This is a genomic window from Chryseobacterium sp. JM1 (assembly GCF_000737715.1).
Taxonomy (GTDB): Bacteria; Bacteroidota; Bacteroidia; order Flavobacteriales; family Weeksellaceae; genus Chryseobacterium.
Map to the genome: position 1 here is coordinate 34,177 of NZ_JPRN01000016.1, position 24,015 is coordinate 58,191.

A 24,015-nucleotide genomic window follows, 5' to 3' on the forward strand; every position below is an offset into this window, starting at 1 on the left:
TGTGAGATGAAAACAACCATTATCGATCTGTCCAAACCGATTCAGTACAATGCCGGAGACCCTTGGTTTATGAGGGTTAAGATCAAGCATAAGGCTCACAAAAAATCACATTGGCTGATCCGTCTGGCATTGAATCTTCCGTTCAGGCTTTTTCCGAAAAACTGGACAGGATGGGCAGATGATTCTATTAAAAATATGGGACTTCATGCGACAACCCATATTGATGCACCATGGCATTACGGTCCGGTGGTTGAAGGAAAACCTGCCAAGACGATTGATCAGATTCCTCTTGAATGGTGTTATGGAGACGGTATTGTCATCGACTGTACGCATAAAGAAGATTTTGTAGCCATCACCATTGACGATCTGAAAAAAGATCTGGATAAAAACGGAATTATAATTCAGGAAGGAAATATTGTACTGATCCGAACCGATCGTGATAAAATGATGGGAACCCCGGATTTTGTAGAAAAAGGAACGGGAATGAGCAAGGAAGCCACCGAATGGCTGATCAACCAGGGTGTAAAAGTAATGGGAATCGATCAGTGGGGTTGGGATCTTCCGTTAAAATTTATGGCTAAAAAAGCTAAAGAACTCAATGATCCGGAATATTTCTGGGAAGGGCACCGTGTCGGCATAGAAAAAGAATATTTACACATCGAGCAGCTTACCAATCTCGCGGCATTGCCGTCTTCAGGATTTAAAATCAGTGTATTTCCATTGAAAATTGTAGGTGGTTCTGCCGCGCCGGCCAGGGTAGTGGCGATTATCAATCCTTAGGCTGGAAGTTACCCCTTGTCAAGGTTCTGAACCTTGACAAGGGTAGTCTTCACAACTATTTTTTCCTGAAGAACAGCGCTCTTCCGTATTCATAGTTCATTCTGGCAATATTCAGTACAGAAATTCCCTGAGGACATTCCACTTCACAGGCCTCCGTATTGGAGCAATGCCCGAAAAGTTCATGATCCATCTGGCTGACCATATTCAGGACACGGCCGCTTCTTTCCTCTTTACCTTGGGGAAGAAGAACCATATGAGTGATTTTCGCAGAAGTGAATAAGGCAGCACTTCCGTTTTTACAGGTGGCCACACATGCCCCACATCCGATACAGGCGGCTGAATCAAAAGCTTCCTCAGCAGTTTGATGAGTGACTGCAATTGCTGTAGCATCAGGAGCTTGCCCTGTATTGACGGATACAAATCCACCTGAAGAAATAATTCTGTCAAAAGCCGACCGGTCTACTTTAAGGTCTTTTTTTACCGGAAAAGCTTCTGCCCGGAAAGGTTCAATTAAAATCGTTTCACCATTTTTAAAAGACCGTAAGTGAAGCTGACAGGTCGTCGTATTTTTTAATGGTCCGTGGGCAATTCCATTGATCATCATACCGCACTGTCCGCAAATTCCTTCACGGCAATCGTGATCGAATTCTACAGGTTCGTTGCCTTCCGTAATGAGTTTTTCATTTAAAGTATCCAGCATTTCCAGGAAAGACATGTGAGGATTCAGTTCTTTCAGATCATAACTGACCAGTTTCCCTTCGCTCTTTGTGTCTTTCTGTCTCCATATCTTAAGATGTAAATCCATAATGTTTGTTTTTTATTTGTAGCTTCTTACCGTTGGCTGTATTTCTTCAAATACCAGTGGTTCTCTGATTAGCTCATGTTCATTGTTTTCACCAGCCCATGCCCATGCGGAGATAAACTGATATTCGGTATCATTCCTTAAAGCTTCTCCGTCCGGAGTTTGATATTCTTCCCGGAAGTGAGCACCGCAGGATTCATTTCGGGTTAATGCATCATAGCACATCAGCTCACCGATCTCGAAATAATCGGCGACGCGGCCGGCTTTTTCAAGTTCCGTATTCATCGTGTCACCCTGTCCTGAAACCCGTACATCCCGGTAAAATTCCTGTTTTAATTTCCTGATTTCTCCGATGGCATATTTCAGACCTTCTTCATTTCTGGCTAAACCGCAGTAATCATATAAAAGTTTTCCTAAAGTTTTGTGGAAATAATCAACGGTTTTGGTCCCTCTGATGCTGATGAAATCCAGAATCTGTTTTTTTACAGCATTTTCGGCGGCTTCAAACTCAGGACTATCCGCTGAAATTTTTCCGGTATGAATCTCATCAGCCAGATAATTGGCAATGGTATAAGGCGCAATAAAATAACCGTCTACAGAAGCCTGAAGCAGTGAATTGGCTCCCAATCTGTTCGCTCCGTGATCTGCAAAATTAGCCTCACCTAAAGCAAAAAGTCCGGGAATAGTAGTCATCAGTTCATAATCCACCCAAAGTCCGCCCATTGAGAAGTGGGCAGAAGGAGAGATCATCATCGGTTCATTATAAGCATTGTATCCTGTGATTTTAAGATACATATCAAATAAGTTTCCGTATTTCTCCTGAATCTTTTCCTTTCCCTGTTCCCGTATCGCTTTAGAGAAATCAAGATACACTGCATTTTTCAAAGGCCCGATTCCAAAACCGGCATCAATTCTTTCTTTAGCAGCACGGGAAGAGATATCTCTCGGAGCCAGATTTCCAAAAGCAGGATATCTACGTTCCAGATAATAATCTCTTTCGTTTTCCGGAATATCATTGGGAAGTCTCGTTTCATCAGCTTTTGAGGGAACCCAGATTCTTCCGTCATTACGTAATGATTCTGACATCAGGGTTAATTTAGACTGATAATCTCCCGATTGCGGAAGAGAAGTCGGATGCACCTGAATCCAGCTCGGGGAAGCCATCAAAGCTCCTTTTTTATGAGCCCGCCAGATTGCAGAACCATTACATCCCATGGCTAAGGTCGATAGGTAATAAATTTTCCCATAACCTCCGGTAGCCAGAACGACTGCATGAGCAGCATGTCTTTCAATTTCTCCGGTATCTAAATTTCTGACGATAATGCCTCGTGCTTTACCATCGATCATCACCAGATCAAGCATTTCATGTCGGGAATACTGCTGTACGGTTCCTTTTCCAACCTGTCTCATCAGCGCCTGATAAGCTCCAAGAAGGAGCTGTTGTCCGGTTTGTCCCCTTGCATAAAAGGTCCGGCTCACCTGAACCCCACCGAAGGAACGGTTGTTGAGATATCCGCCATATTCGCGTCCGAACGGAACGCCCTGCGCTACGGCCTGATCGATGAGGTTTAAAGAACATTCCGCCATCCGGTAAACATTGGCTTCACGGGCTCTGAAATCTCCGCCTTTTAAAGTGTCTACGAACATTCTGTAAACACTGTCGCCATCATTTTTATAATTTTTAGCGGCATTCACGCCACCTTGTGCTGCTACGGAGTGGGCTCTCCGCGGGCTGTCCTGGAAACAGAATGATTTGACATTGTAACCCATTTCACCCAGAGAAGCAGCAACAGAGCTTCCAGCCAGTCCGGTTCCAACGACAATAACGTCCAGCTTTTTACGGTTGGCAGGATTAACGAGCTTAGCTTTCTTTTTATAATTGTCCCATTTTTGTTCCAATGGGCCTTGAGGTATTTTTGAATTTAAAATCATAACTTTTCTGTTTAATGGGCAGTAAAGAATACGTAAACGGGCATCAGCGCAAAACCTATACTGATAATCAGTGCATAGACAATTCCGGCGGTTTTGAACCATTTTACAAACTTGGGGTGAAATAATCCCAGCGTTCTGGCGGCACTGTGAATTCCATGAATCAGATGATAGCATAAAGCTCCCATTGATAGCACATAAATAATAACATACCACCATTCCTTGAAAACCGTTACGACAAGGATGTACAGATCCTTATTCCCGTTGGCATCCAGCGGCGGTTTTCCGAATTTGTAGACATACCAGAAATTCTGAAAGTGAATCACCAGAAAGATCAGGATCAGCGTACCGAGAATTCCCATATTGCGTGAATACCATTTACTGGATCTTCCGCGGTTTTCCGACTGATAATGACCTCCCGATTTTTTATTTTTCAGGGTAATCACCAGTCCATCCAGAGCATGCAGAATAATACTTGCATACAGAACGTATGAAACCATTTTGATCAGAATATTTCCGGACAGAAAATGCGAATAGGCATTAAACTGCAGGTGCGCCTGCTCCGGCGGAAGAAACAGCTGGAGATTTCCCAAGAAATGGATCAACAGAAAGAAGCTCAGGAATAATCCTGTAAGGCACATCAGCATTTTTCTTGACAAGGTTGACAGCATATTTTTGATTTAATGATTAATAATATCCTAAAACTTTCATCCAAAGTCCTCCTACGACCATATAGATGATGAGTAAAACAATTCCGATTTCAAGGCCTCTCAGCCACCAGGCTTTCAGTTCAACATAGCCACTTCCGTAGAATACCGGAGCAGGGCCATGACCGTAGTGGGTAAGTACCCCATAAATTGAACCTAAGAAACCAAGCATCATAGCCAACAACATTGGAGGAATTCCCAAAGAAACACCAACTCCCAATAGTGCTGCATACATCGCAGCCACATGAGCCGTTGCACTTGCGAAAATATAGTGGCTGAAAAAGTACACGACAATGATCACCGGAAAGGCAACCTGCCAGCTTAATCCGCCTATTTTTACTTTGATCAGATCACTGAACCATCCAATGAAACCGAGCTCGTTTAAAGAACTGGCCATCATCACCAGAACCGCAAACCAAACGATGGTATCCCAGGCGCCTTTTTCGCCTTTAATATCTTCCCACGTCAGAACTGAAGTAAGAAGTAACATGGTAAGTCCAATGAAAGCCGTTGTGGTGGCATCAATAGACAATGCTCCTCCAAATATCCAAAGGGCCAAAAGAATAAAGAAAGCCAGTAACATCAACCATTCGTTTCTGGAAATAGGTCCCATTTCTTTTAATTTTTGAGCTGCCATTTTCGGGGCATCACCAGTTTTTTTCAATTCAGGCGGATATAATTTATACAAAACCAACGGGACCACGAAGAATGCAACTAAGCCCGGAACGAAACCGGCTGCAGCCCATGACATCCACGTAATATTGATTCCTAAATTCGCTGCAAATTTCTGACACATCGGATTACTCGCAGTCCCGGTAAGGAACATAGATGAAGCGATGAGGTTCATATAATAACTGTTCAGGGTAAGGAAAGAACCCAGTTTTCTGTGGGTTTCCGGTTTTTCAGGAACGGAATCGAAACTGATGGCCATAGATTTCATGATCGGGTAGATGATTCCGCCTCCTCTTGCCGTATTACTCGGAATGGCGGGAGCCAGACATACATCGGCAAGTCCAAGCCCGTAAGCGAGTCCCAATGAGCTTTTCCCGAAGATTCGGATGAATAAAAAAGCAATCCTGTTTCCCAGTCCGGTTTTGATAAATCCTCTGGCGATAAAGAATGAGATCCCGATCAGCCAGATCACCTTATCCCCAAATCCGGAAAGTGCTTTTGTAATTGATTTTCCGGCATCTCCCGGTGCAACTACCTGAGTAAGCGCTGTAAATGCAATGGCCATCATACACATGGTGCCCATTGGCGCTGCTTTAAGGATGATTCCTAAGATGGTGGCCGCAAAAATAGCGAACAGATGCCAGGCATTTTCAGCGACGCCTTCCGGAGCCGGAATAAACCATATGATCAGCGCAACGGCAAACGTTATCGCGGTATTTCTGATATTAATTTCTTTCATGATCTATAAATATTTAAGCGGTTAAAATCTACTTTGCACCTGAACAATGAATAGATTGTTGTTGTATTGTGATGTGTTGTCTACCTGATGTTTGTACCGGTCGAACTGCATACCCAGCTGGATTCTTGCTCCATAGTTTTTCAGGAATTCCAGCCCGAACATCGGCGTTATGGTCTGTCTTGGATTGGAGTTCAGCCTGAAATTGGTATCCAGATATTCGTATCGACAGGAGAGTTCGAAGGCGCTGAGGTTTTTATGATTGATCTCGTAGCGTACATTCGGAAGGAAATAAGCGCCACGGATCAGATATTGGTCAGGATTGGAAGGCCTCAGTTCCGGATCTATCGTGTTGTAAAGAACGTGATTGGTCGCCTGTTTGGCTTCCAGCTGCATATCCAGACTCCATTTCGGGTCAAACTGGATCAGTGAGCTGAGGTCAATTCCTACGGCGTATACTTTTTTGCTTAATACTTCACCGACACCTCCGTTCAGGCCGATGTTGAAATTATACTTTTTAGACAAACCGAAAACCAATCTCGTGGAATACTGCTTCCCGTCGTCGTTGTCATTGATCTGATTTTTCCCGTTTCCATTGACGACTGATACCGCATACTGGAAAGGAATTTGGCCCAGTTGAAGCTGCCCTGTTGCAGAAAGCCCGATCTGGAAGCTTGTCCAGCCCAGTTTTCCAAATTCTGTATACTGATTGGACCAATCCAGAGATTTGATGATGTCAATAGGATACGTTTCTTCAATTCCGAACCATGGTCTGAATTGTCCGACTGTAAAGGCGAGCTTGGGATTGAAGGTGTATTTCAGGTAAGCATTTTCAAGGACCCTGCTTTTGGGATCGTTTTTAAAGTCAGCGAGGTTGGCAAGTGCTACGACTTCCGTTCTTTTGCTGATCTGTGCGCGTACCTGAACCCTCATGTACTTGAGCATGAAATTGTTGCTGGTTCCCGACCCATCCGCATGATGCAAACCGTTTACATCTACATCTTTAGTCATGCCTACGAGATAACGTGCCTGGAAAAGGCCTTTGATCTGAAGCACCGGATATTTCACATGGTCTTCCTCCTGCTTGTTCTGCTGCAGAGAATCCTGGATCTGTGCGCTGGCGGAAAAACCTGCCAACAGGGCACAAAAGATCAGACTTCTCTTTTTTGGTGAAAAAAGGGTCATAGTATTTGTGTTTAAAAAATTATTATTGAGACGCCTGGAAATTGGAAATGGACTTCCTCCAATTCATGGAACTTAGCGTAGGCATCGAGTTTTCCGAATCTTTGTAGGCTTTTCCACTACAGGCTTCGCAATGAATTCCGATTCCTGATATGGGGATAGGGGTGAGGATAATTAAAGGGAACTTTTTCATAGTCTGATTATTTGAATTTAAATGAGAGTTTAATTGAAAATAATGCAAAAAAATTCAATAATTTCTAAACGTATTCATTATTTGGTGATATAAATTTAATAAATTTTGTTTAATTAACATAATTATTTTAGGAGTTAATGTAAAATTCATGTGATGAATCATGATGGGAAAATTAAACTTGACCGGCTTTTAAATTTTTAGTATATTATAAATTAAATGCCATTATCAGTATTGAAAAAGCAAGCGTATCCGAGCTGAAAATCAGATGTATTCATGTCACGGATTGCAGGGATGACGGTGTTTTAAGGACTTCCGTGATTTCGTACCACAAAGTAATATGTCGTTAAAAAAATCGTTATATTTGGTAGATCAAAGAAAAATATGAATTTTGTAGAGTGTCATGAGGAGCCCATCCATATTCCTGGGTATATACAAAGTTTTGGATACCTGATTGGCATTGATGCAGGATCGCATTCCATTACTTTTTTCAGCAGGAATATTTCGGATATATTCAGAATCGAAAATGCGGAAGAGCTTTTTGGGAGAAGTCTTGTGGATTTTCCTGAAATTTTCCGTTCTGTGATGGATTCTGATTTGTACGCTTCTCTGAAAGACTTTACAAAAAGAGAAAACGAAACGCATTTTGATAAGGTGTTTATCAGCGGGAAGGAATATCATTTTTCCATTTTCAGAAGCGGGAAACATATTTTTCTGGAATTTGAAGCAGTACTGGAAAACCCAAATAAACGTATTTCCAATAAATATGACAATTTCTATGTGATCGACAATGAAAAGGAGCTTTGGGAGCAGCTGCTGAGTACCCTTTCCAAAATTGTAAATTATGACCGGATGATGGTTTATAAATTTATGATGGACGGTTCCGGAAAAGTGATTGCAGAAAGAAGAGATGAGGATATGGAAAGCTATTTGGGCCTTCATTATCCCGAATCTGATATTCCGAGACAGGCCAGGGAACTTTATTTAAAGAAAAGAAAGAGAATTTTCAGCAATGTCTACGCAGATACGGTTCCGCTGATCAGCAGAACGGATGAGACTATTGATCTTACTTTTGCGGCTTCGCGCGGAATGTCGCCTGTTCACGGGCAATATATAAAAAACTCCGGAGCTTCTTCCAGTTTCAGTGTGTCTATTATCATTGAGGATCATCTTTGGGGACTGGTGACGTGCCAGAATTCGGAGGCTAAACATATTGACCTTGAAGATAGAGTGCAGGCCGGTATTTTTACGGCTTTGGCTTCCAATGCTTATTCTTCGTTTAAATCTAAAAATGAATTAAATTACCGTCTTGAACTGAACGAAAAATCGTCACAGCTGAAAGCGGAATTTTTAAAACATAATAATCTGTTCGATTCTTTGGCGGACAATAAAGCCAAAATAAGAAAACTGCCTGAAGCAGATGGTTTGGTTATTATTGCAGAAGGTGATATAGTGACTGTAGGAACAGTTCCTGAACGGGGAATCATTGATGCCATTGCGCATTGGGCCCTCGAAAATACCACGGAAAGTATTTTTGTCAGCAGAAGTTTCCTTAAAGATTATGGTGAGGAACTTAGGCTGGATGAAAGTGCAGCCGGAATCATTATCTATTTTATCGAAAGAAGTAAAAAAGAAATGCTGATCTGGTTCCGTAAAGAATTTGATGAACATATCAGCTGGGCCGGAAATCCTGAGAAGAAAATCGGGGTGGTAGTTCAGGATGGGCAGGAAAAACACATTGTTTCGCCAAGAACATCTTTTAACATATTTACAGAAAATATTAAAGGAAACTCCAGAAGATGGAATTCCAGAGATATCAGTTCGGTGCAGACTGTCCGGGATGTAATTCTTGAGACATCACACAAACAGTACAATGCCATCAAAGCCCTGAATAATGAGCTGAGAAAGGTCAATGAGGAGCTTGACAGTTTTTCTTATACAATTTCGCATGACCTGGGAACGCCTTTGACCGTGATGAAGCTAAATGCTCAGATGCTGCTTGCTAATTTTGAAAAGACAGAAAAAAATAAAAATAAACTGACGTCTATTGTTGAGGAAATCGACAATATGGCGGAAATGATGCATGATGTTCTCCAGCTCAGCCGTGCAAAACACAGCGAAATAGAATTGGAACGTCTGCAGCCAACCAATACGATTCTGAAAATCTCAGAAAACGCAAAAATCACTTTTGAAAGTCCGAGAAGTGAAATCATTATTAAGGAATGTCCGGATGTCTTAGCAGATAAAACGATGCTTCATCAGGTGTTTTTAAATATCATCAATAATGCGGTGAAATACTCCTCCCATAAAGATGAACCAAAGGTTGAAATCTGGGGAGCGGAAGAGGACGGACATATTGTGTACAGGATCTCAGATAACGGAATCGGGATTCCACAGGAGGAAAAGCATAAGATGTTTAAAATCTTCAACCGGATGGATAATGCGAAAAAATTTAAGGGAAATGGAGTAGGGCTGTCCATTGTGCACAGAATCATGAAAAGGATTGGTGGAAATGTGGATTATGATAACAATAAAGAGGGTACTTGTTTCATTTTAACGTTCAAAAAACCGTAAATTTGGGAAACTTTAAAAACCTTATTTATGGTATCAGAGTATCTTAAGCAAAATACAGCGGAATATCACGATGCTGCAGAGAAACTTTTCAATTCTGAAAAAATTTTTAATAAAACATTCACTCTGGAAGATTACAAAAAGATCATTCACACGAATTATCTGATGCTTCTTCACAGTGAAGATAAAATATTCGGAAGCCTTTCTGATAAATATTCCGAGAAGCTTCAACTTAACAACAGAAAGAAACTTTCCCTTATCGAAAAGGATCTTGAAAGCCTTTCTCTGGAAAACCAAACTGTTTCCCATGATCTTGAATTTGACAACGAGCATGAAGCTTTAGGAGCGATGTATGTGATCGAAGGTTCTACTTTGGGTGGAAACGTGATCGCAAAACAGCTTTCTAAAACAGAAGGTTTTGACAATGTGACTTTCAATTTCTTCGGATGCTACCAGGAAAATACAGGCCCGATGTGGAAAAACTTCAAAGAGGTTCTGGATACTGAAGTGGCTGAAGACAACTACAATGAAGTCCTTTCAGGAGCAAAAAAACTATATACGTTTTTACTGAACGTCAATTAATTTCATTGAACCCTAATTAAATTCCTGAAAAATTGCCCACATTTTCAGGAATTGTTAAATTTGGGCGTTTCAATTTTTAGACTAAACTAAAAAATAATTTAAAAAAAGTATACAATATGAAAGTAACTGTAGTAGGTGCAGGCGCTGTAGGTGCAAGCTGTGCAGAATACATCGCAATGAAAAACTTCTGTTCAGAAGTAGTTTTAGTAGACATTAAAGAAGGATTTGCGGAAGGTAAAGCAATGGATTTGATGCAGACTGCATCGCTGAACGGATTCGATACAAAAATTACCGGAACAACAGGAGATTACAGCAAAACTGCAGGTTCTCATGTAGCAGTAATTACTTCAGGTATTCCAAGAAAACCTGGAATGACCAGAGAAGAGCTGATCGGTATCAATGCAGGTATCGTGAAAGATGTTACTCAAAACCTGGTAAAACATTCTCCGGAAGTGATCATCATTGTGGTTTCTAACCCAATGGATACTATGGCTTATTTAGTACACAAAACTTCAGGTCTTCCAAAGCACAAAATCATCGGAATGGGTGGTGCATTAGACTCTGCAAGATTCAAATACAGATTGGCTGAAGCTTTGGAAAGTCCGATCTCTGATGTAGACGGTATGGTAATCGCTGCACACAGTGATACAGGAATGCTTCCATTATTGAGCAAAGCGACAAGAAATGGTGTTCCGGTAACTGAATTCCTAGATGAGGAGCAACAAAAATACGTCATCGAAGAAACTAAAGTAGGAGGTGCTACCTTAACTAAATTATTAGGAACTTCAGCTTGGTATGCACCAGGTGCAGCAGTTTCTGTAATGGTTCAGGCTATCGCTTGCGACCAGAAAAAAATGATCCCTTGTTCTCTAATGCTTGAAGGTGAATACGGACAAAATGATATCTGCTTAGGTGTTCCAGCTATTATCGGAGCGAACGGAGTAGAAAAAATCGTTAACGTAACGCTTACTGCAGAAGAGCAGTTGAAGTTTGCTGAAGCGGCTAATGCTGTGAGAGAAGTGAACGGAGATCTTAAGTTTTAATTGATTTAAGCTTTATATAATAGCTCAGAGCGGCCAAAGGCCGCGCTGAGTTTTTTTTATCTGAATTTTTTGTCGGAATTTTATTTATTTTCGGCGCGGCCGCAGGCCGCTTTTATTATAAAAATGAATTTTATGAAGAGTGTAATTCTATTTGGACAATTCTGAGTAAACCAAATCAAGATCCTGAAATTTTAACTTACTAAAATTATCACTAGGAGTCTGAATCTCATCTAAGCTAACAAAAAGAATTGAATAATCTTTAGAACCAAACTCCTTTTGCATAATTTGATCAGCTCTATCTCTGGTTACTATAGCTGTCCTTTTATATTCATCATAATATTTCTTCTTGTTGTTGAAGTCAATAGGAATTGATGTTATCGTAATTTTATTAATTGAAGTTTTGGCAAATGCCTGAAATGCAATATATACAATATCTCTTTTGACCATTTCACTAATTGTTTTGTCCGAATCTCCCTCTATGGTAGGCTTGGAAACTTGAATGTGTAAGTTTTTCTCATCAGTATTTATGAATTTTAGAGTTCCTTGTTCAACCGTAAAATCATGAGCATCTTCTAGCATCTCTTTTACAGAGTTATATTTTTTTAATTCAGATGGACTGATATTTTGTGTTTGAGATGTTTCTATTTTTGTTTCGTTTTCTGTGATAACTGATTCGTTTTTTTTATCATTGCTACAGCTTAATAGTGCGCATATAGAAGCAATTAAGAGTGTTTTCTTCATTTATAATTAAATTTTAGTTATTACTTTAAGTAATATAATAGTTTTATCTTAATTGATATCAATTGTTTTGGCTAGGCTCTCAAAACTATTATTATCATAATAATCGAGTTTACTATATCCGTTCATATTGTTGATTGTATAAATGGCTTTTATATTTTTCATGTCTTCATCCTCCATATATAATCCAGTGACAGGATTGTTTGGGAATTTTGCGGTATTAGATTTTTTAAAGAAAACTAATATTTGAAAATAGCCATTTGTGTAATCAGATTTAGCAGTTGAACAGTAGTCTTTTAATTGGTTCAAACTAATATCTTTATCAACTTCGAAAAGTGTCATTTGATTAAAATTACCATCACTTCTTATTTCCTTTTTACTGTCAATTACTTTCATTTTATCATTATTATATTTGGGTTGTATATCAATATGAGCATCGTTTTTTCCTTCTTGATTTGATGTTGTAAGGCCATCTCTTGAGTTTGTTATTTGGTGTTGCTCTTTTTTATTATTGCTACAGCTTAGAGAAATTAATGTTATAGTAGACAGGATTAGATTAAGTTTTACGTTCATAATTGTTGTTTTGCAATAGTTTAAAGCTACAGAATCTTTATGCTTAAAAAATATGGAAAACCATAAGTAAATTCTTTTGTACTAATAAAAACTACATCGAGTTTTTTATTTTATCTGTCTTAAAACGTCTAATAACTCAGGAATTTTATTCACCTGTGATTCGGTCCAGAAATAATGTTCATTATCGGTTACACCGAAATCCTTTAAGTAAATAGAAATTCTTCTCGTATTTTTTTCAATGTAAAAATTAAATGATATTTCCTTAGAATTAAAAATATAGGTGGTAGATTGTTTCTTTTCTGTCTTATCTTTTATGTTGGGAATAACGTATAATTCTATAAAGTGAATAAATTCTTCCACTTCATTTAAGTCAAGCCATGACGTTTTGAAAAACCTTCTTGATTTTCCCATAAAATCATATTTTGCATCCATATCAACCTGAATGGATTTTATTTTCTGATTGGTTTTTAAATTGATTGCTTCGACAGGGAAGAATGAAACTTCTTCACCTATACCTGATCTAAAATCTGCTGTAATATTCCAATTTTTGTTGACTTGGGTAAAGTCTGCGCCATCAATGAATTTTCGTGTACTAGAATTTAAATCCTCTTTTTGCTGCGCTGAAATATATAAGCATGAGAACAAAAAGAAAATAATGGGGATTCTTTTCATGATAATTGATTTAAATTTTCAGTTTAAATATAATAACATGTATGGTATGAATATTACGGGAATCCGTACTAGAGGACTCTTGAGTGACTTTTTGAGGGTTTGGTGAGTGTATGTTTATTTTCGGCGCGGCCGCAGGCCGCGCCGAAAATAAATAAAATAAAGCTCGCCGTTCATATAAAAAAAGAAAACGCACTCAGAGCGCGTTTTTATGTTGATTTTCAGTAGATTATTTTTTGAGTATTTCTCTCCATTGATAAATAGGTTTGATAACATTGTAAGAATAATACTTTCTTGCAATACCAATATCGAATCCTGAGCCGATCACTACGTTGAGTATGCTTTGATCTGTTTTATAGACATTGCTGCTGATAAATGTTTCAACGGCCTCTTTGACAACCGGGTCATTCTCCATATTGCCGTTGAATTCCTGTTTTTGATCCGTTCATATGGATATAGTATAGACAGGTTTTTTATTGTCAGGCGGAAAGTAATTAAAATTGAAAAATAAGTCAGAGAAATAGCCCAGCCAATGAATTTGGCGCTTTCTCCCATGGAAATAAAGATATTTTCAAAGGTGAACCCTAATATAAACCCTAAGATTCCAAGGATCAACGAATCAATGAGTAAGGCCCATATTCTGGTCCAGAAACCGGATAAAAACAAATTGTTTTTCATTTTGGTATTAATTTTAGAGCCCGAAAGTAATGAAATTCTACCGTTGGCCTAAAACAAAAGAGTGTACCAGTCAGTTATTGGCTAAAATAAGTTACTTTTTGTGTTTTCGCACAAAATTGCAAACGGCATTCGAAAATTCCGCATTTTTCTCATAATACAGAAGATGTCCGCCATCAATAGATACCACTTTCTGATCAGGGAACTGAAACGTTTTGTAGTGTTGTGTTCCTACAGCTTTATCTTTTTTTCCGGTGATAATTAAAACAGGAATGTGAATATCTTTGGTAAATGGTGCATGATCGATGTAATATTCAGGATAATCTTTTGGTTTCGAAATGACGGCCATCCCGAAATCTATGATTCTTGGATGAAGGGAATCTATTTTATCGGTCTGCTTAATGGTTTCAATATCTTCGGTGAGAAATTTATATCCGATTCTTTTCTTCCTTAATGCTGCACTTATTTTTGACAGCTCAGCAGAAAGGCTGTCTTCAGGAACGGCTTTATTAGGCTGTTGCAGCAGGCTATTTCCATATTCAATCTGCTCTTTTAAAGATTCATTGTTGAGAAAATGAAGTGTAATATTAGCCAGAATCAATCCTTTCGTATGTTGTGGGTATTTTTTAGCGTAATGAGTCGCGATAATTCCTCCAAAAGAATGAGCTAATAAAAAGACTTGATCAATTTTTAGGTGTTGTCTGAGTTCTTCAATATCCTGAACCATTGCCTCCAGATGATAGTTGTCTGATGTCCCCGACTGTCCTGAACCACGCTGATCCATATAGATCATCTTCATATTTTTTTCTAGACTGCTTCCGCCCAAAAGTTCAAATGAAGGATATCCCTGCCCCGGACCTCCCGGAACATAAATACATGCTTCTCCTTTTCCGGAAACTTTATAATTGATCCTGACATGGTCGGAGGTTTCAAAAGACCTTTCCATATTGCCTTTCTGCGCCGAAACTATGTTGGCAGCCAGAAATAAAAACAGGAGTAAGCAGATGTTTTTCATAGTATAATAACAGTTGAAAGACATGGTTTATTACTTTAAGATAGATTGTTTTTTTATCCTGATTTCAACGGAGACAATTCATTTTAAATTTCTTCGTTTTATTTCTTTTTCAAATCCTTTCCAGTTAATGATACTGACGATGAGTAAAGGAAGAAGACAGATCGGAAAAATCATGAGGGGAGTAAACCCTTTACTGAGCGCCAGAACGATGGTGGCAGAAAATAGCAGTATTATGGAGGCTCCCAGTATAACGGTTAGAATTTTGAGCTTCTTTTCATTATTTATCAGTTCTTCATCAGTGTATTCGGTTATTAGTTTGTTTCTCATATTAGTTTTTATTGATGACTTGCAGATGGCCGATACTTCCGACAGGAGCTATTTTAATCTGTTTTTCACCCTTTTTGACATAAAAGTAATAAATACTGTTGATATCAATCAGATAGATCGGGGATGTTTCTCCCGAACCGGTGGTAAGGGTGTAGTTTTGTTTTAAAGTCTGGGTATCCAGCCTTTTTTTTATTTTCACTCCCTGCCCAATTCCCAATCCTACAAACAGAGCCAAAAACTCAAATCCTATCAATATCAAAAATACAGGAATCAAGGCTTTTCGAAGTTCACGTTTATCCAGATCCGGATTCATTCTATAGCTTTTCAGTATTTTCTGAACCAGATTGGTATGGCTGTATTTAATAAATAAAACCTGAATTAAAAAGAAAAGTAACACTACCGAAAGCACCATGAGGATCAGTATAGGATTGGAGATCATATCTGAAACTGGACTGATCAGAATATCCGTAAGAGAAGAATACTTCAAAATATTGATTCCTAAAGGATAAAAAAGGATAGTTTCCTTTAATAATCCAAGTATTATTAAATATATATATCATAATGGAAGAAATGATTGAATTTTTTCTAAATATTTCATTGCACTAAGATATTATTTTTCCACTATCAAAAATAGAAGCAAAATAAAAAAGAGCGGTATAAATACACCGCCCTCAAGATTTATCTAACAAAAATTTTTTAAATATAAACACATCCGCATCCGGTTTCCCACTCTTGGCACAGATGCATCGGCTCAGTGCAGCCTCCTCCCGGATGACCTCCTCCCGCAACTCTATAGCAGATACCATCATTGCAGTAATAAGAGCCTATGGTACGTGGGCAGTTACCGTCGGCATCACATATACCATATGCGATATCGCCTCCGCTGATGAATTCAAGCTGCTTTCTTGTTAATTTCTTTAAATTTTTCATAGCAGTTAATATTTTTCATTTGTTGATTACTAATATAAGAAATTTTAATACACAATAATGTGATTTAAATGATATTATTTAAAATTTAAATGTTTAATCATTGAAATAATTAAAAAAATGGATAGCAAAGAAACTTTTTTATGTAGTTTACTAATGAAACTGCGGAAAAGAATTATTTCTCCCCCGCAGTTAAGACCGGATATATGGAACCAGCTATTTGTTCATAACACTGAAAGCACCTTCAGAGCCTGTAAAAAAGCTGGTGTACAGGACTTCTGTATTCCCGACACGGATCTCGTAGGTATCTTCAAGCAGGCCTTTTACAAAACTGTCTGCCACCTCTGAAGCGGGAATACCATTCTCTCTGCCTCCGATTTCTGCTGAAAAATCTGTATTGACAAGGGGAGGCATCAGTTCAAAAACTTTCACAGAAGTGTCTTTAGCCAGCTCGTATCTGAGCAGTTGTGTATAAGAATGTAGAGCGGCTTTAGAATCAGAATAGGTAGGAACGTGTGAACCCGGAGCAAACGCAACAATGGAAGAAACATTGACTACCGCTGAATTTTCTTCCTGTTTCAGTAATGGAAGCAGTTTTTCAGTCAGGCGGATGGGGGCAAAATAATTGGTCTCAAATTCTGCAGAAGCTTTGGTATACGTATCTGAAGCATCAGAAAGCGTGTACGCGTAAGCATGTCCGGCATTGTTGATCAGGATATTCAATCCCCCGAAATTAAGCTTAATTTCTTCCACCAATCGGTCTACATCTTTTTCGTTGGTGATGTCAGCCTGTAGGGTAAAGACATTTTCAAGACCTTCTGCCGCAGCGTCCAGCTTTTCTTTGTTTCTTCCTGCAATAATAATTTTGTTGGATGCATTCAGTAATTTTGCAATTTCCAGTCCGATTCCTGAGCCTCCGCCAGTGATTAGAATAGTGTTGTTGGTAATGTTCATGACATTTTTTGTATTAAATTAATAAGTATTTTAAATTGTACTATTTGGTACAAAATTGATTAAATTTTTTTAATCCAGTATGTTAAGATTCATTTTAAGAATGCTTCTCAAAATTTCCGGTGAGCTTTCCATTCTTCTGGTGACATGGATTCCGTTCCATAAATTACTCAGGTGCCAGCCGATCATTTCCGGATCTTCAGTACTGGTGATCTGTCTGTTTTTTTGTGCATTTCTGATGGTTTCTGCAAACAGGGCTTGTAGCTTTTTCAGCAATTGAGCGGTGATCTTTTTTATGTCATGATCCTTTTCAGAAAGCTGTACCAGGGCATTTCCCAAATAACAGCCCCGTTCTTTATCACAGTCTGAAGCATCGGCCAAACTCAGAAAAAACTCTTTAATGAATTGAATTGGATCATCAGAGACAGCCAAATTTCCGGAGAATTTTTGATAGAAACTGTCTGAAAACTGTCTGATCGAACGGATATAAAGTTCCTGTTTTCCCCCTTTAAAAGCAAGATAAAAACTGCCTTTCCCGATTCCCATAGCGCAAAGCAGTTCATCGGCAGAAGCTGTATCATAGCCTTTGTCTTTGAAAACTTCAGTTGCTTTTGCAACGGCTTCCTGCTCGTCGAATATTTTAGGTCTTCCTGCCATCGGGATTATTTCTGCGACAAAGGTATGCAATTGTACTATTCGGTACAAAATAAAAAACTCAATATGTTTTATAGTTTTTGTCGATCAAAAAAATTAAGAGATAGAGTAAAAATGCTTCATCCTATAAATCTAAAGTCATAAAAACAGCCGTTTCCTCCGGATTTTCATACAGTCTTGTATTGATTCCTGTAATGCTGAATCCCATTCTCCCGTAGAACTGTATCGCCTGATAATTGGTATTCTGCGTTTCAAGCTCAATAATTCTGCAGTTTAAATGTCTGGCTTCACGAACAGCATTTTTGATGAGCTGGGCTCCGGCTCCGTTTCTCCTGAATTTTTCACTGATCAGAATATTTTCAATATAAAAGCTGTTATTCCATGTTCTGTGTTCGCAGATGATCCAGCCCATAAGCTCTCCATCTTCAAAAATGCCGAAAGAATGTCCTTTTTCAATGATTTCATTAAGCTCTTCAATGTCGTTGGAATGAGTTTCCCAGACCTTAGAGTAGGGTATGTTTTTTTCTTTTAATACAAACTCAAAAGAGCCAGCGTATTCAACAAAAGAAACGGAGAGGATTTTGTCTGTATTGTATCCGTTAAGTCCCCAATTGAGTGTGGGATTTTCAGTCAGTTTTTCTAATTTTTTTATTTCCATGGAAATATGATTGATTGTTATTGAATTTCAGTACAGATTTCTACTAAATAATGATCCGGATCTTTGACATAAGCAACCTGTTGTCCCCAAGGTTTTACCGCTATATCTTCATATAGAACAGCTCCGTTTTGAACCGCTTTTTCTACCAGTTTCTCCACATTATCCGTAGTAAATCCCAATTCGATTCCAAATGGTTTTTCTTCAGATTTAGAAGACAAAAATCCTTTTTTTATATTGGAACTGGCTAAACTTATGGAGGCAAAAGAAAGACTGGTTTCCCCAGTAAGCAGTTCCCCGTAATCTTTTTCAGGGGTGATGAATTTAATGGGTAAGTCAAAAGTCTGATGGTAAAAGTTCATTGACTTCTCCACATCTTCAACGTATAAAATAACATACTTGAATTTTATCATAATGATGGTTTTAATGGGTATTTAAAATATAGTCTTCGTCTGTGATCATCTCTATATTTGGACCATTCCGGGGATAATATTCCATCCCTCCGAAAATGCCGAAATGAAGCGGATACTTCTGCTCCAGTTGACGTACCTTGCTTCCGAAAGCATTGATATCAACATGTTGAACCGCATTTTCCATCTGTCTTCCGTTGGAAAAGAAAAACATCAGATTGGAATGTTCTTTAAAATCGCAGTCATAGTAGTAGAATACATGGATATTCTCTTCAGTACAGATACAAATCAGATCATTGATTAAGTTTTCTTTGTGTATGGTAGGCAGATTGCAGTCGATCCTTACTGAAATATTTTCAGCATTGTTTTTTCTGAAATCTGAGCCGGTGATCTGCATAAACCGATGTTCTATGGTTTCATAGGTTACATTTTCCGGGCTTAAATTTCTGCTTGATTGTACTTCGAAAGGAGTGTCGATCATATGAGCATTGGCGAGAATCAGTAGTTTTTCTATTTCTGAAACGAACTGGAAATGTTCGTCAAAAAGGGTATAATCACCTGTTGATATCAATAATTTATTCTCATTGATCTTTATACTCAAATACATCCTTTTAAAACGGGGATGTAATTCTTCCAGTTTCCTGATGAGGTTTTCGGGATGATCTACTGAAACTCTTGCTTCCAGCTCGGCAAGATTGTTAGCATGGCCTCCAAATCCTTTGAAAAACTTAAAAAATTGGAAACGGTATAGATTTTCCGGGAATTTAAAATACCAGTAGACTCCTAAAATCATGGCTGCATTGTTTGTTTTAAAGGTGGTTCTCAAATTTAATAAAATTTCATACTCCAAAACTTTCAAAACCCTTAAATTTGTCGCAACAAAAATTTACTAGATGCTTAGGAAAATTTCAATTGCGGCAGCGGCTTTACTGTCCGTAATTACAATCAATGCTCAGAAGAACAAAAATTCTCAATTAGAAAGACCTAAATTAGTCGTAGGATTAGTTGTAGACCAGATGAGGTGGGACTACCTGTACCGTTTTTATAACAAATACGGAAACGATGGTTTTAAAAGACTTCTGAATACAGGATATTCTTTAAATAACGTCCACATCCCTTATGTACCTACCATTACGGCATTGGGACATACCTGCATCTATACAGGTTCTGTACCTGCGATCCATGGGATTGCCGGAAACGACTGGACAGATAAAGAAACCGGAAAAAATGTATACTGTACAGCAGACGAGAGCGTGCAGCCGGTAGGAACAACCAATGCAAAGACGGGAAGTCATTCTCCGAAAAACCTTTGGTCTACCACCGTAACCGACGAATTGAGACTGGCGACCAACTTCCAGGGGAAAGTGATCGGGGTTTCGTTAAAAGACCGTGCTTCTATTCTTCCTGCGGGCCATACGCCGAACGGAGCCTTCTGGTTTGATGACAGTACCGGAAATTTCATTACGAGTTCATGGTATATGAATGACCTGCCTCAGTGGATGAAGTCTTTTAATGCACAGAATCTGCCTGAAAAATTAGTAGCAAACGGCTGGAATACCTTACTTCCGATTAACCAATATACAGAAAGTTCTCCGGATAATTCTCCATGGGAAGGACTGCTGGGAAGTGCAAAAACACCGGTGTTCCCTTACAGCAATTTAGCTCAGGATTACCAAACTAAAAAAGACAACATCCGTTATACACCTTTCGGAAATACGCTGACGCTGAAACTGGCTGAAGCTTCTGTAGAAGGAGAAAAATTAGGAGGTGATACTATTACTGACTTCTTAGCGATCAATCTTGCATCTACGGATTATGCAGGGCATAAATTCGGACCGAATTCTATTGAAGTGGAAGATGTTTATTTGAGACTTGACCAGGATCTGGCTCAATTCTTCAATTACCTGGATTCAAAAATAGGAAAAGGGGAGTACACTGTTTTCCTTTCTGCTGACCACGGTGGAGCACATTCTGTAGGATTCCTGAAAGAACATAAGATCACGACAGGATTCTTCGGAGAAGGAATGGAAAAAGATATCAATCAGAAACTGAAGGATAAATTTGGGGTTGATAAACTGATCAATGCAGTAGACAATTACCAGATCTATTTCGACAGAAAGCTGATGCAGGATAACAAAATTGAACTGGATGATCTTAGAGATTTCACGATTAAAGAATTACAGAAAGATCCAACGGTTTTATACGCAGTATCTGTGGATGAAGTTCAGGAAGCTACCATTCCGGAACCGATCAAGCAGAGAATCATCAACGGAATCAACAGACAGAGAAGTGGCGATATCCAACTGATCTCCCACGATTCTATGCTTCCTCCATACTCTAAAACAGGAACCACACACAGTGTATGGAATTCTTATGACTCTCACATTCCATTGATCTTTATGGGTTGGGGAATTCAGAAAGGAGAAAGCAATAAAGCCTATAATATGACCGATATTGCGCCTACCGTTTCATCACTGCTGAAAATTCAGTTCCCGAGTGGAAATGTAGGAAACCCGATTACGGAGGTTATTGGAAGATAATTTAATTCTTATATAATACAAAACATTCCTTTCGGGGAATGTTTTTTTTTGATGTATACTTTCTGCTTATTAAAATTGAAGTGAAAGTTTTAATTGGATAAAATATTAATTTCTTATTTAATTCTAATTTTAGGGATATATTATTATATTTGGAAAACTAATTAAATATGTAAGCATGAAAAAATTATCAAGAGAAAATCTAAAAATGATCAAGGGTAGTGGAGGTTTAGCATGTTCAGTTGACAATAGGTGTCCAACAAAGCATGTCTGCTGTAATCAGGTTTGCCTGAAAACTACCGAAATAGAACATTTACCTAATTGCGAAGAAATATAATGATAGCCAAGCTTGGTATCTGATCTACTTTACGACTTCAGTTCCCGGGCGGAAATATAAGTGCTAAAATATCGGGGGATATTTTTTACATATTATCAAATCAAAGAGATGCAGATGTTGCATCTCTTTTTTTGTTATTTTAAACACAATAATAATCATTCTAAGTAAAACGGTATTATGGCCGAATTAGATGTTTTTTAATTACTTCAGACTATCTTTAGGAATAGGAAATAATTTCCAGTTCATATAATTGGGATATTTTCTTTTTAAAATTTCGTAATAAATATAGTAAGGTTTGCTTTCTACCAACTTTGTTTGAATCATCTCTTTAGAAACTAATTTTCCATTTTTATCAAAAATGCATGTTAAACCTTTTCCTGTTTTGAAACTTAAAATTCCAACAACTTTGGTTTGTTCATCTTCTTTCACATATAGACTTAGAAAGTTCTCATCGTTTCGTTCTAGCAATCCTTTTGCATCTAAAAAAATATAATTTTTTGTATCTTTTATACCTATATTATTCTTCTCTCTATAGAAAATAATCTTTTTTGGAAGATCTTTTTTATATATTTCTATAGTTGAATTTAGTAAATATTCAGTATTAACTTTTTTCTTTGTGCAATTAATTAGAAGCAGCAACAACGTGATGATTATATATGGAGAATACTTCATATTACTTATTTTTAAATTTTAAAATATATTGCCCTGCAGTTACCCTGTTTATTATCATTCCATAAACGGAATTTTCAAATAATTCGCCACTTTCATCTCCATCAGGATCAAAACCTGTTAGATAATTACCATAATGAACAAATTCATGTAGCATTGTAACTGCCATTAAAAATGATGTTGCTTCTATGGTTGAGGTTGTAGAAGCTTGTTGAAGACCTAGAGTGAAATTTTCGTTAATATACAAAATCTCGGAAGTGGTTGAATTAAATAATCCAAAAACAGGATCATTTTTATATTTAAGTCCTGGAATCAATTCAATTTGAGGTCCTTGCCCAAAAGTTAGTTTATCTAAGACCTGATTCTTAGACATTCCAGATATTTCAACGAGCTTATTAAGAATTAATGGATTATTTTGAACATATGATTTTAAATCCTTTACAATTTGTGTGAATCTTGGATATTTTATTTGGTCCAATCTTCTCATTTTAAAATTTGGAGATGATAAAGTTTCGTAATTGAGGATTGTAGAGGGATCTTCTAAAATAATCTGTTCCAAGAAATTTCCCTGAATATCTGTTAAAAACCAGTTTTTAAACTGTATTGCAGTAACATCAGGATTAATCGTTATAAAATTCATTATCCATGAAAAAGGGATAGAATTAAACCCTGTATTCTGTCCTGCAATGGCAAATTGCATATATTTTTTTGCTAATGCGAACGCTTTGTTCTGGTCCGCCATATTATATGTATACCAAAAGAGATTTAAAGATTCATTGCGGTAAAGAGAAAGCCACTGCCTTTCATCAAATGAGAAACGTCTGTCTACTTTAAATGCCTGATAAGCATTGTTATATTCATTTCCATTCGGAAGAGGTTCTTCCAAGCTTATTGGTGTTATAGGTGTTCCTCCTGACCCTCCGGAACCATTGGAGGAACCAGAATCACTTCCGTAAGATATGGTAGGACTTCCTCCCATATCCTGACAAATAGTAACTTTAATCATAGTAGAGCCAGTGCTTTCACAATGAGCATCATCATGATAATATCCAAATTCACAGGGAATTTCTAAAAACTGCTCATAACATGAAGCCGATTTTGATAAAGCTGCTTCGGAAAAATTGCCTTCCTTGTAAATAAAATCTATTTCACCCCGATACATCCGGTGTATTTTTTTATTGTAGTCATTAAACCAATCTTTATCCGGGGTATATTTATAGATGATTTTCGAAATTTCACCATTTCTTTTCCGAACCATCAAGTTATAAAAAACATTCTTTTCTTTGGGTATTTTGGGATATACAACCATTGAGTAGTGGATATCTGAGGGAGAATTTTCTACTGCGATAATCTTATTTTCATCGATCACAAAATCGGTCAATTCTGTTGTTTTCGAAAGAGAAGAAGCAGTAACCCTAAATTCTTTCTGAATATTTACGTTCCCCAAACCTATTTGCATGGTTTGAAACGAAACCAGTTTTCCTTTTCCGGTGTCCTTGTCAGAAGTTTGTTCGTTTACTTCAAGTTCTGTTCTACAGTTGAACAGGAAGAATACGGATACAAGTAGCATCAAAACATTGAATTTTTTCATAATGTGTTTTTATATTTTATTAACATTTCAAAACTAATAATTTACACTTCTCCTGAATAAGAATTATCCTGCATGCTTCTTGTAATTTGTAGC

27 protein-coding genes are annotated in these 24,015 nt (G+C 37.9%); 5 read left to right on the plus strand and 22 right to left on the minus strand.

The genetic code is table 11. The annotated features are described in order from the left end of the window. Positions 1-6 precede the first annotated feature (6 nt). On the plus strand, positions 7-780 hold the full coding sequence (locus IW22_RS20350; RefSeq protein ID WP_034730436.1) for a cyclase family protein: 774 nt from the start codon (positions 7-9) through the stop codon (positions 778-780). A 55-nt stretch (positions 781-835) separates the two neighbouring features. On the opposite strand, the gene IW22_RS20355 is transcribed toward IW22_RS20350, so the two are convergent. The 6 genes from IW22_RS20355 to IW22_RS24500 are packed head-to-tail and all read right to left on the minus strand — an operon-like array spanning position 836 to position 7,001. After that, positions 836-1,585, minus strand: a complete 750-nt coding sequence (locus tag IW22_RS20355) for a succinate dehydrogenase/fumarate reductase iron-sulfur subunit (RefSeq protein ID WP_034730438.1) — start codon at positions 1,583-1,585, stop codon at positions 836-838. Positions 1,586-1,597: 12 nt separating this feature from the next. After that, on the minus strand, positions 1,598-3,514 hold the full coding sequence (locus tag IW22_RS20360) for a fumarate reductase/succinate dehydrogenase flavoprotein subunit (RefSeq protein ID WP_034730439.1): 1,917 nt from the start codon (positions 3,512-3,514) through the stop codon (positions 1,598-1,600). Positions 3,515-3,525: 11 nt separating this feature from the next. Beyond that, complete coding sequence (locus IW22_RS20365; RefSeq protein WP_034730441.1) at positions 3,526-4,182, minus strand: succinate dehydrogenase cytochrome b subunit; 657 nt, start codon at positions 4,180-4,182, stop codon at positions 3,526-3,528. Positions 4,183-4,198: 16 nt separating this feature from the next. Continuing rightward, complete coding sequence (locus tag IW22_RS20370) at positions 4,199-5,629, minus strand: anion permease (RefSeq protein WP_034730448.1); 1,431 nt, start codon at positions 5,627-5,629, stop codon at positions 4,199-4,201. A 21-nt stretch (positions 5,630-5,650) separates the two neighbouring features. Further along, complete coding sequence (locus tag IW22_RS20375) at positions 5,651-6,811, minus strand: porin (protein WP_034730450.1); 1,161 nt, start codon at positions 6,809-6,811, stop codon at positions 5,651-5,653. A gap of 22 nt (positions 6,812-6,833) precedes the next feature. Further along, a complete protein-coding gene (locus IW22_RS24500) occupies positions 6,834-7,001 on the minus strand; it encodes a hypothetical protein (protein WP_165571914.1) in 168 nt (55 codons plus the stop codon). A gap of 381 nt (positions 7,002-7,382) precedes the next feature. On the opposite strand from IW22_RS24500, the gene IW22_RS20380 reads away from it, so the two are divergent. The 3 genes from IW22_RS20380 to IW22_RS20390 all read left to right on the plus strand — a co-directional run bounded on the left by IW22_RS20380 (position 7,383) and on the right by IW22_RS20390 (position 11,194). Further along, positions 7,383-9,572, plus strand: coding sequence for an ATP-binding protein (locus IW22_RS20380; RefSeq protein WP_034730452.1), 2,190 nt, complete (start codon positions 7,383-7,385; stop codon positions 9,570-9,572). Between the two features lie 27 nt (positions 9,573-9,599). Continuing rightward, complete coding sequence (locus IW22_RS20385) at positions 9,600-10,151, plus strand: biliverdin-producing heme oxygenase (RefSeq protein ID WP_034730454.1); 552 nt, start codon at positions 9,600-9,602, stop codon at positions 10,149-10,151. Between the two features lie 116 nt (positions 10,152-10,267). After that, positions 10,268-11,194 carry a malate dehydrogenase gene (locus IW22_RS20390; RefSeq protein WP_034730456.1) on the plus strand — a complete coding sequence of 309 codons (927 nt, stop codon included), beginning with the start codon at positions 10,268-10,270 and terminating at the stop codon, positions 11,192-11,194. Positions 11,195-11,341: 147 nt separating this feature from the next. On the opposite strand, the gene IW22_RS20395 is transcribed toward IW22_RS20390, so the two are convergent. From IW22_RS20395 to IW22_RS20460, 14 genes are all read right to left on the minus strand, one after another. Next, complete coding sequence (locus tag IW22_RS20395) at positions 11,342-11,935, minus strand: hypothetical protein (protein WP_034730458.1); 594 nt, start codon at positions 11,933-11,935, stop codon at positions 11,342-11,344. A 48-nt stretch (positions 11,936-11,983) separates the two neighbouring features. Then, a complete protein-coding gene (locus IW22_RS20400; RefSeq protein ID WP_034730460.1) occupies positions 11,984-12,505 on the minus strand; it encodes a hypothetical protein in 522 nt (173 codons plus the stop codon). Positions 12,506-12,610: 105 nt separating this feature from the next. Continuing rightward, positions 12,611-13,177: a hypothetical protein gene (locus IW22_RS20405; RefSeq protein ID WP_034730462.1), complete on the minus strand. Its 567-nt coding sequence runs from the start codon at positions 13,175-13,177 to the stop codon at positions 12,611-12,613. 226 nt (positions 13,178-13,403) lie between these two features. Beyond that, positions 13,404-13,589 carry a hypothetical protein gene (locus IW22_RS20410; protein ID WP_034730464.1) on the minus strand — a complete coding sequence of 62 codons (186 nt, stop codon included), beginning with the start codon at positions 13,587-13,589 and terminating at the stop codon, positions 13,404-13,406. Then, entirely contained in the window at positions 13,502-13,852 is a 351-nt protein-coding gene (locus IW22_RS24825) for an RDD family protein (RefSeq protein WP_410492868.1), read from the minus strand. The genes IW22_RS20410 and IW22_RS24825 overlap by 88 nt, the downstream gene beginning before the upstream one ends. A 91-nt stretch (positions 13,853-13,943) precedes the next feature. Next, positions 13,944-14,864: an alpha/beta fold hydrolase gene (locus IW22_RS20420; RefSeq protein WP_034730551.1), complete on the minus strand. Its 921-nt coding sequence runs from the start codon at positions 14,862-14,864 to the stop codon at positions 13,944-13,946. Positions 14,865-14,942: 78 nt separating this feature from the next. Next, entirely contained in the window at positions 14,943-15,191 is a 249-nt protein-coding gene (locus IW22_RS20425) for a hypothetical protein (RefSeq protein ID WP_034730468.1), read from the minus strand. A gap of 1 nt (position 15,192) precedes the next feature. Continuing rightward, entirely contained in the window at positions 15,193-15,678 is a 486-nt protein-coding gene (locus IW22_RS20430) for a hypothetical protein (RefSeq protein ID WP_034730470.1), read from the minus strand. 209 nt (positions 15,679-15,887) lie between these two features. Continuing rightward, entirely contained in the window at positions 15,888-16,121 is a 234-nt protein-coding gene (locus tag IW22_RS20435) for a bacteriocin-like protein (protein WP_034730471.1), read from the minus strand. A 213-nt stretch (positions 16,122-16,334) separates the two neighbouring features. Next, complete coding sequence (locus tag IW22_RS20440) at positions 16,335-17,072, minus strand: SDR family oxidoreductase (RefSeq protein ID WP_034730474.1); 738 nt, start codon at positions 17,070-17,072, stop codon at positions 16,335-16,337. A gap of 69 nt (positions 17,073-17,141) precedes the next feature. Then, the gene (locus IW22_RS20445; RefSeq protein ID WP_034730475.1) at positions 17,142-17,726 is read right to left on the minus strand and encodes a TetR/AcrR family transcriptional regulator; all 585 of its coding nucleotides are present in this window, start codon (positions 17,724-17,726) and stop codon (positions 17,142-17,144) included. Positions 17,727-17,847: 121 nt separating this feature from the next. Then, positions 17,848-18,381 (minus strand): GNAT family N-acetyltransferase, encoded by a 534-nt coding sequence (locus tag IW22_RS20450; protein WP_034730477.1) that lies wholly within the window; start codon positions 18,379-18,381, stop codon positions 17,848-17,850. A gap of 17 nt (positions 18,382-18,398) precedes the next feature. Beyond that, entirely contained in the window at positions 18,399-18,791 is a 393-nt protein-coding gene (locus IW22_RS20455; RefSeq protein WP_034730479.1) for a VOC family protein, read from the minus strand. Between the two features lie 10 nt (positions 18,792-18,801). Then, on the minus strand, positions 18,802-19,614 hold the full coding sequence (locus IW22_RS20460) for a hypothetical protein (protein WP_131401770.1): 813 nt from the start codon (positions 19,612-19,614) through the stop codon (positions 18,802-18,804). Positions 19,615-19,681: 67 nt separating this feature from the next. Between IW22_RS20460 and pafA the strand changes: the two genes are divergently transcribed. Beyond that, positions 19,682-21,328, plus strand: a complete 1,647-nt coding sequence (gene pafA, locus IW22_RS20465; RefSeq protein ID WP_034730482.1) for an alkaline phosphatase PafA — start codon at positions 19,682-19,684, stop codon at positions 21,326-21,328. Positions 21,329-21,863: 535 nt separating this feature from the next. Here the strand turns inward: pafA and IW22_RS20470 are convergent. Continuing rightward, positions 21,864-22,334, minus strand: a complete 471-nt coding sequence (locus IW22_RS20470; RefSeq protein WP_034730485.1) for a hypothetical protein — start codon at positions 22,332-22,334, stop codon at positions 21,864-21,866. Position 22,335: 1 nt separating this feature from the next. After that, positions 22,336-23,922 (minus strand): hypothetical protein, encoded by a 1,587-nt coding sequence (locus IW22_RS20475; protein ID WP_034730488.1) that lies wholly within the window; start codon positions 23,920-23,922, stop codon positions 22,336-22,338. Positions 23,923-24,015: the final 93 nt, after the last annotated feature.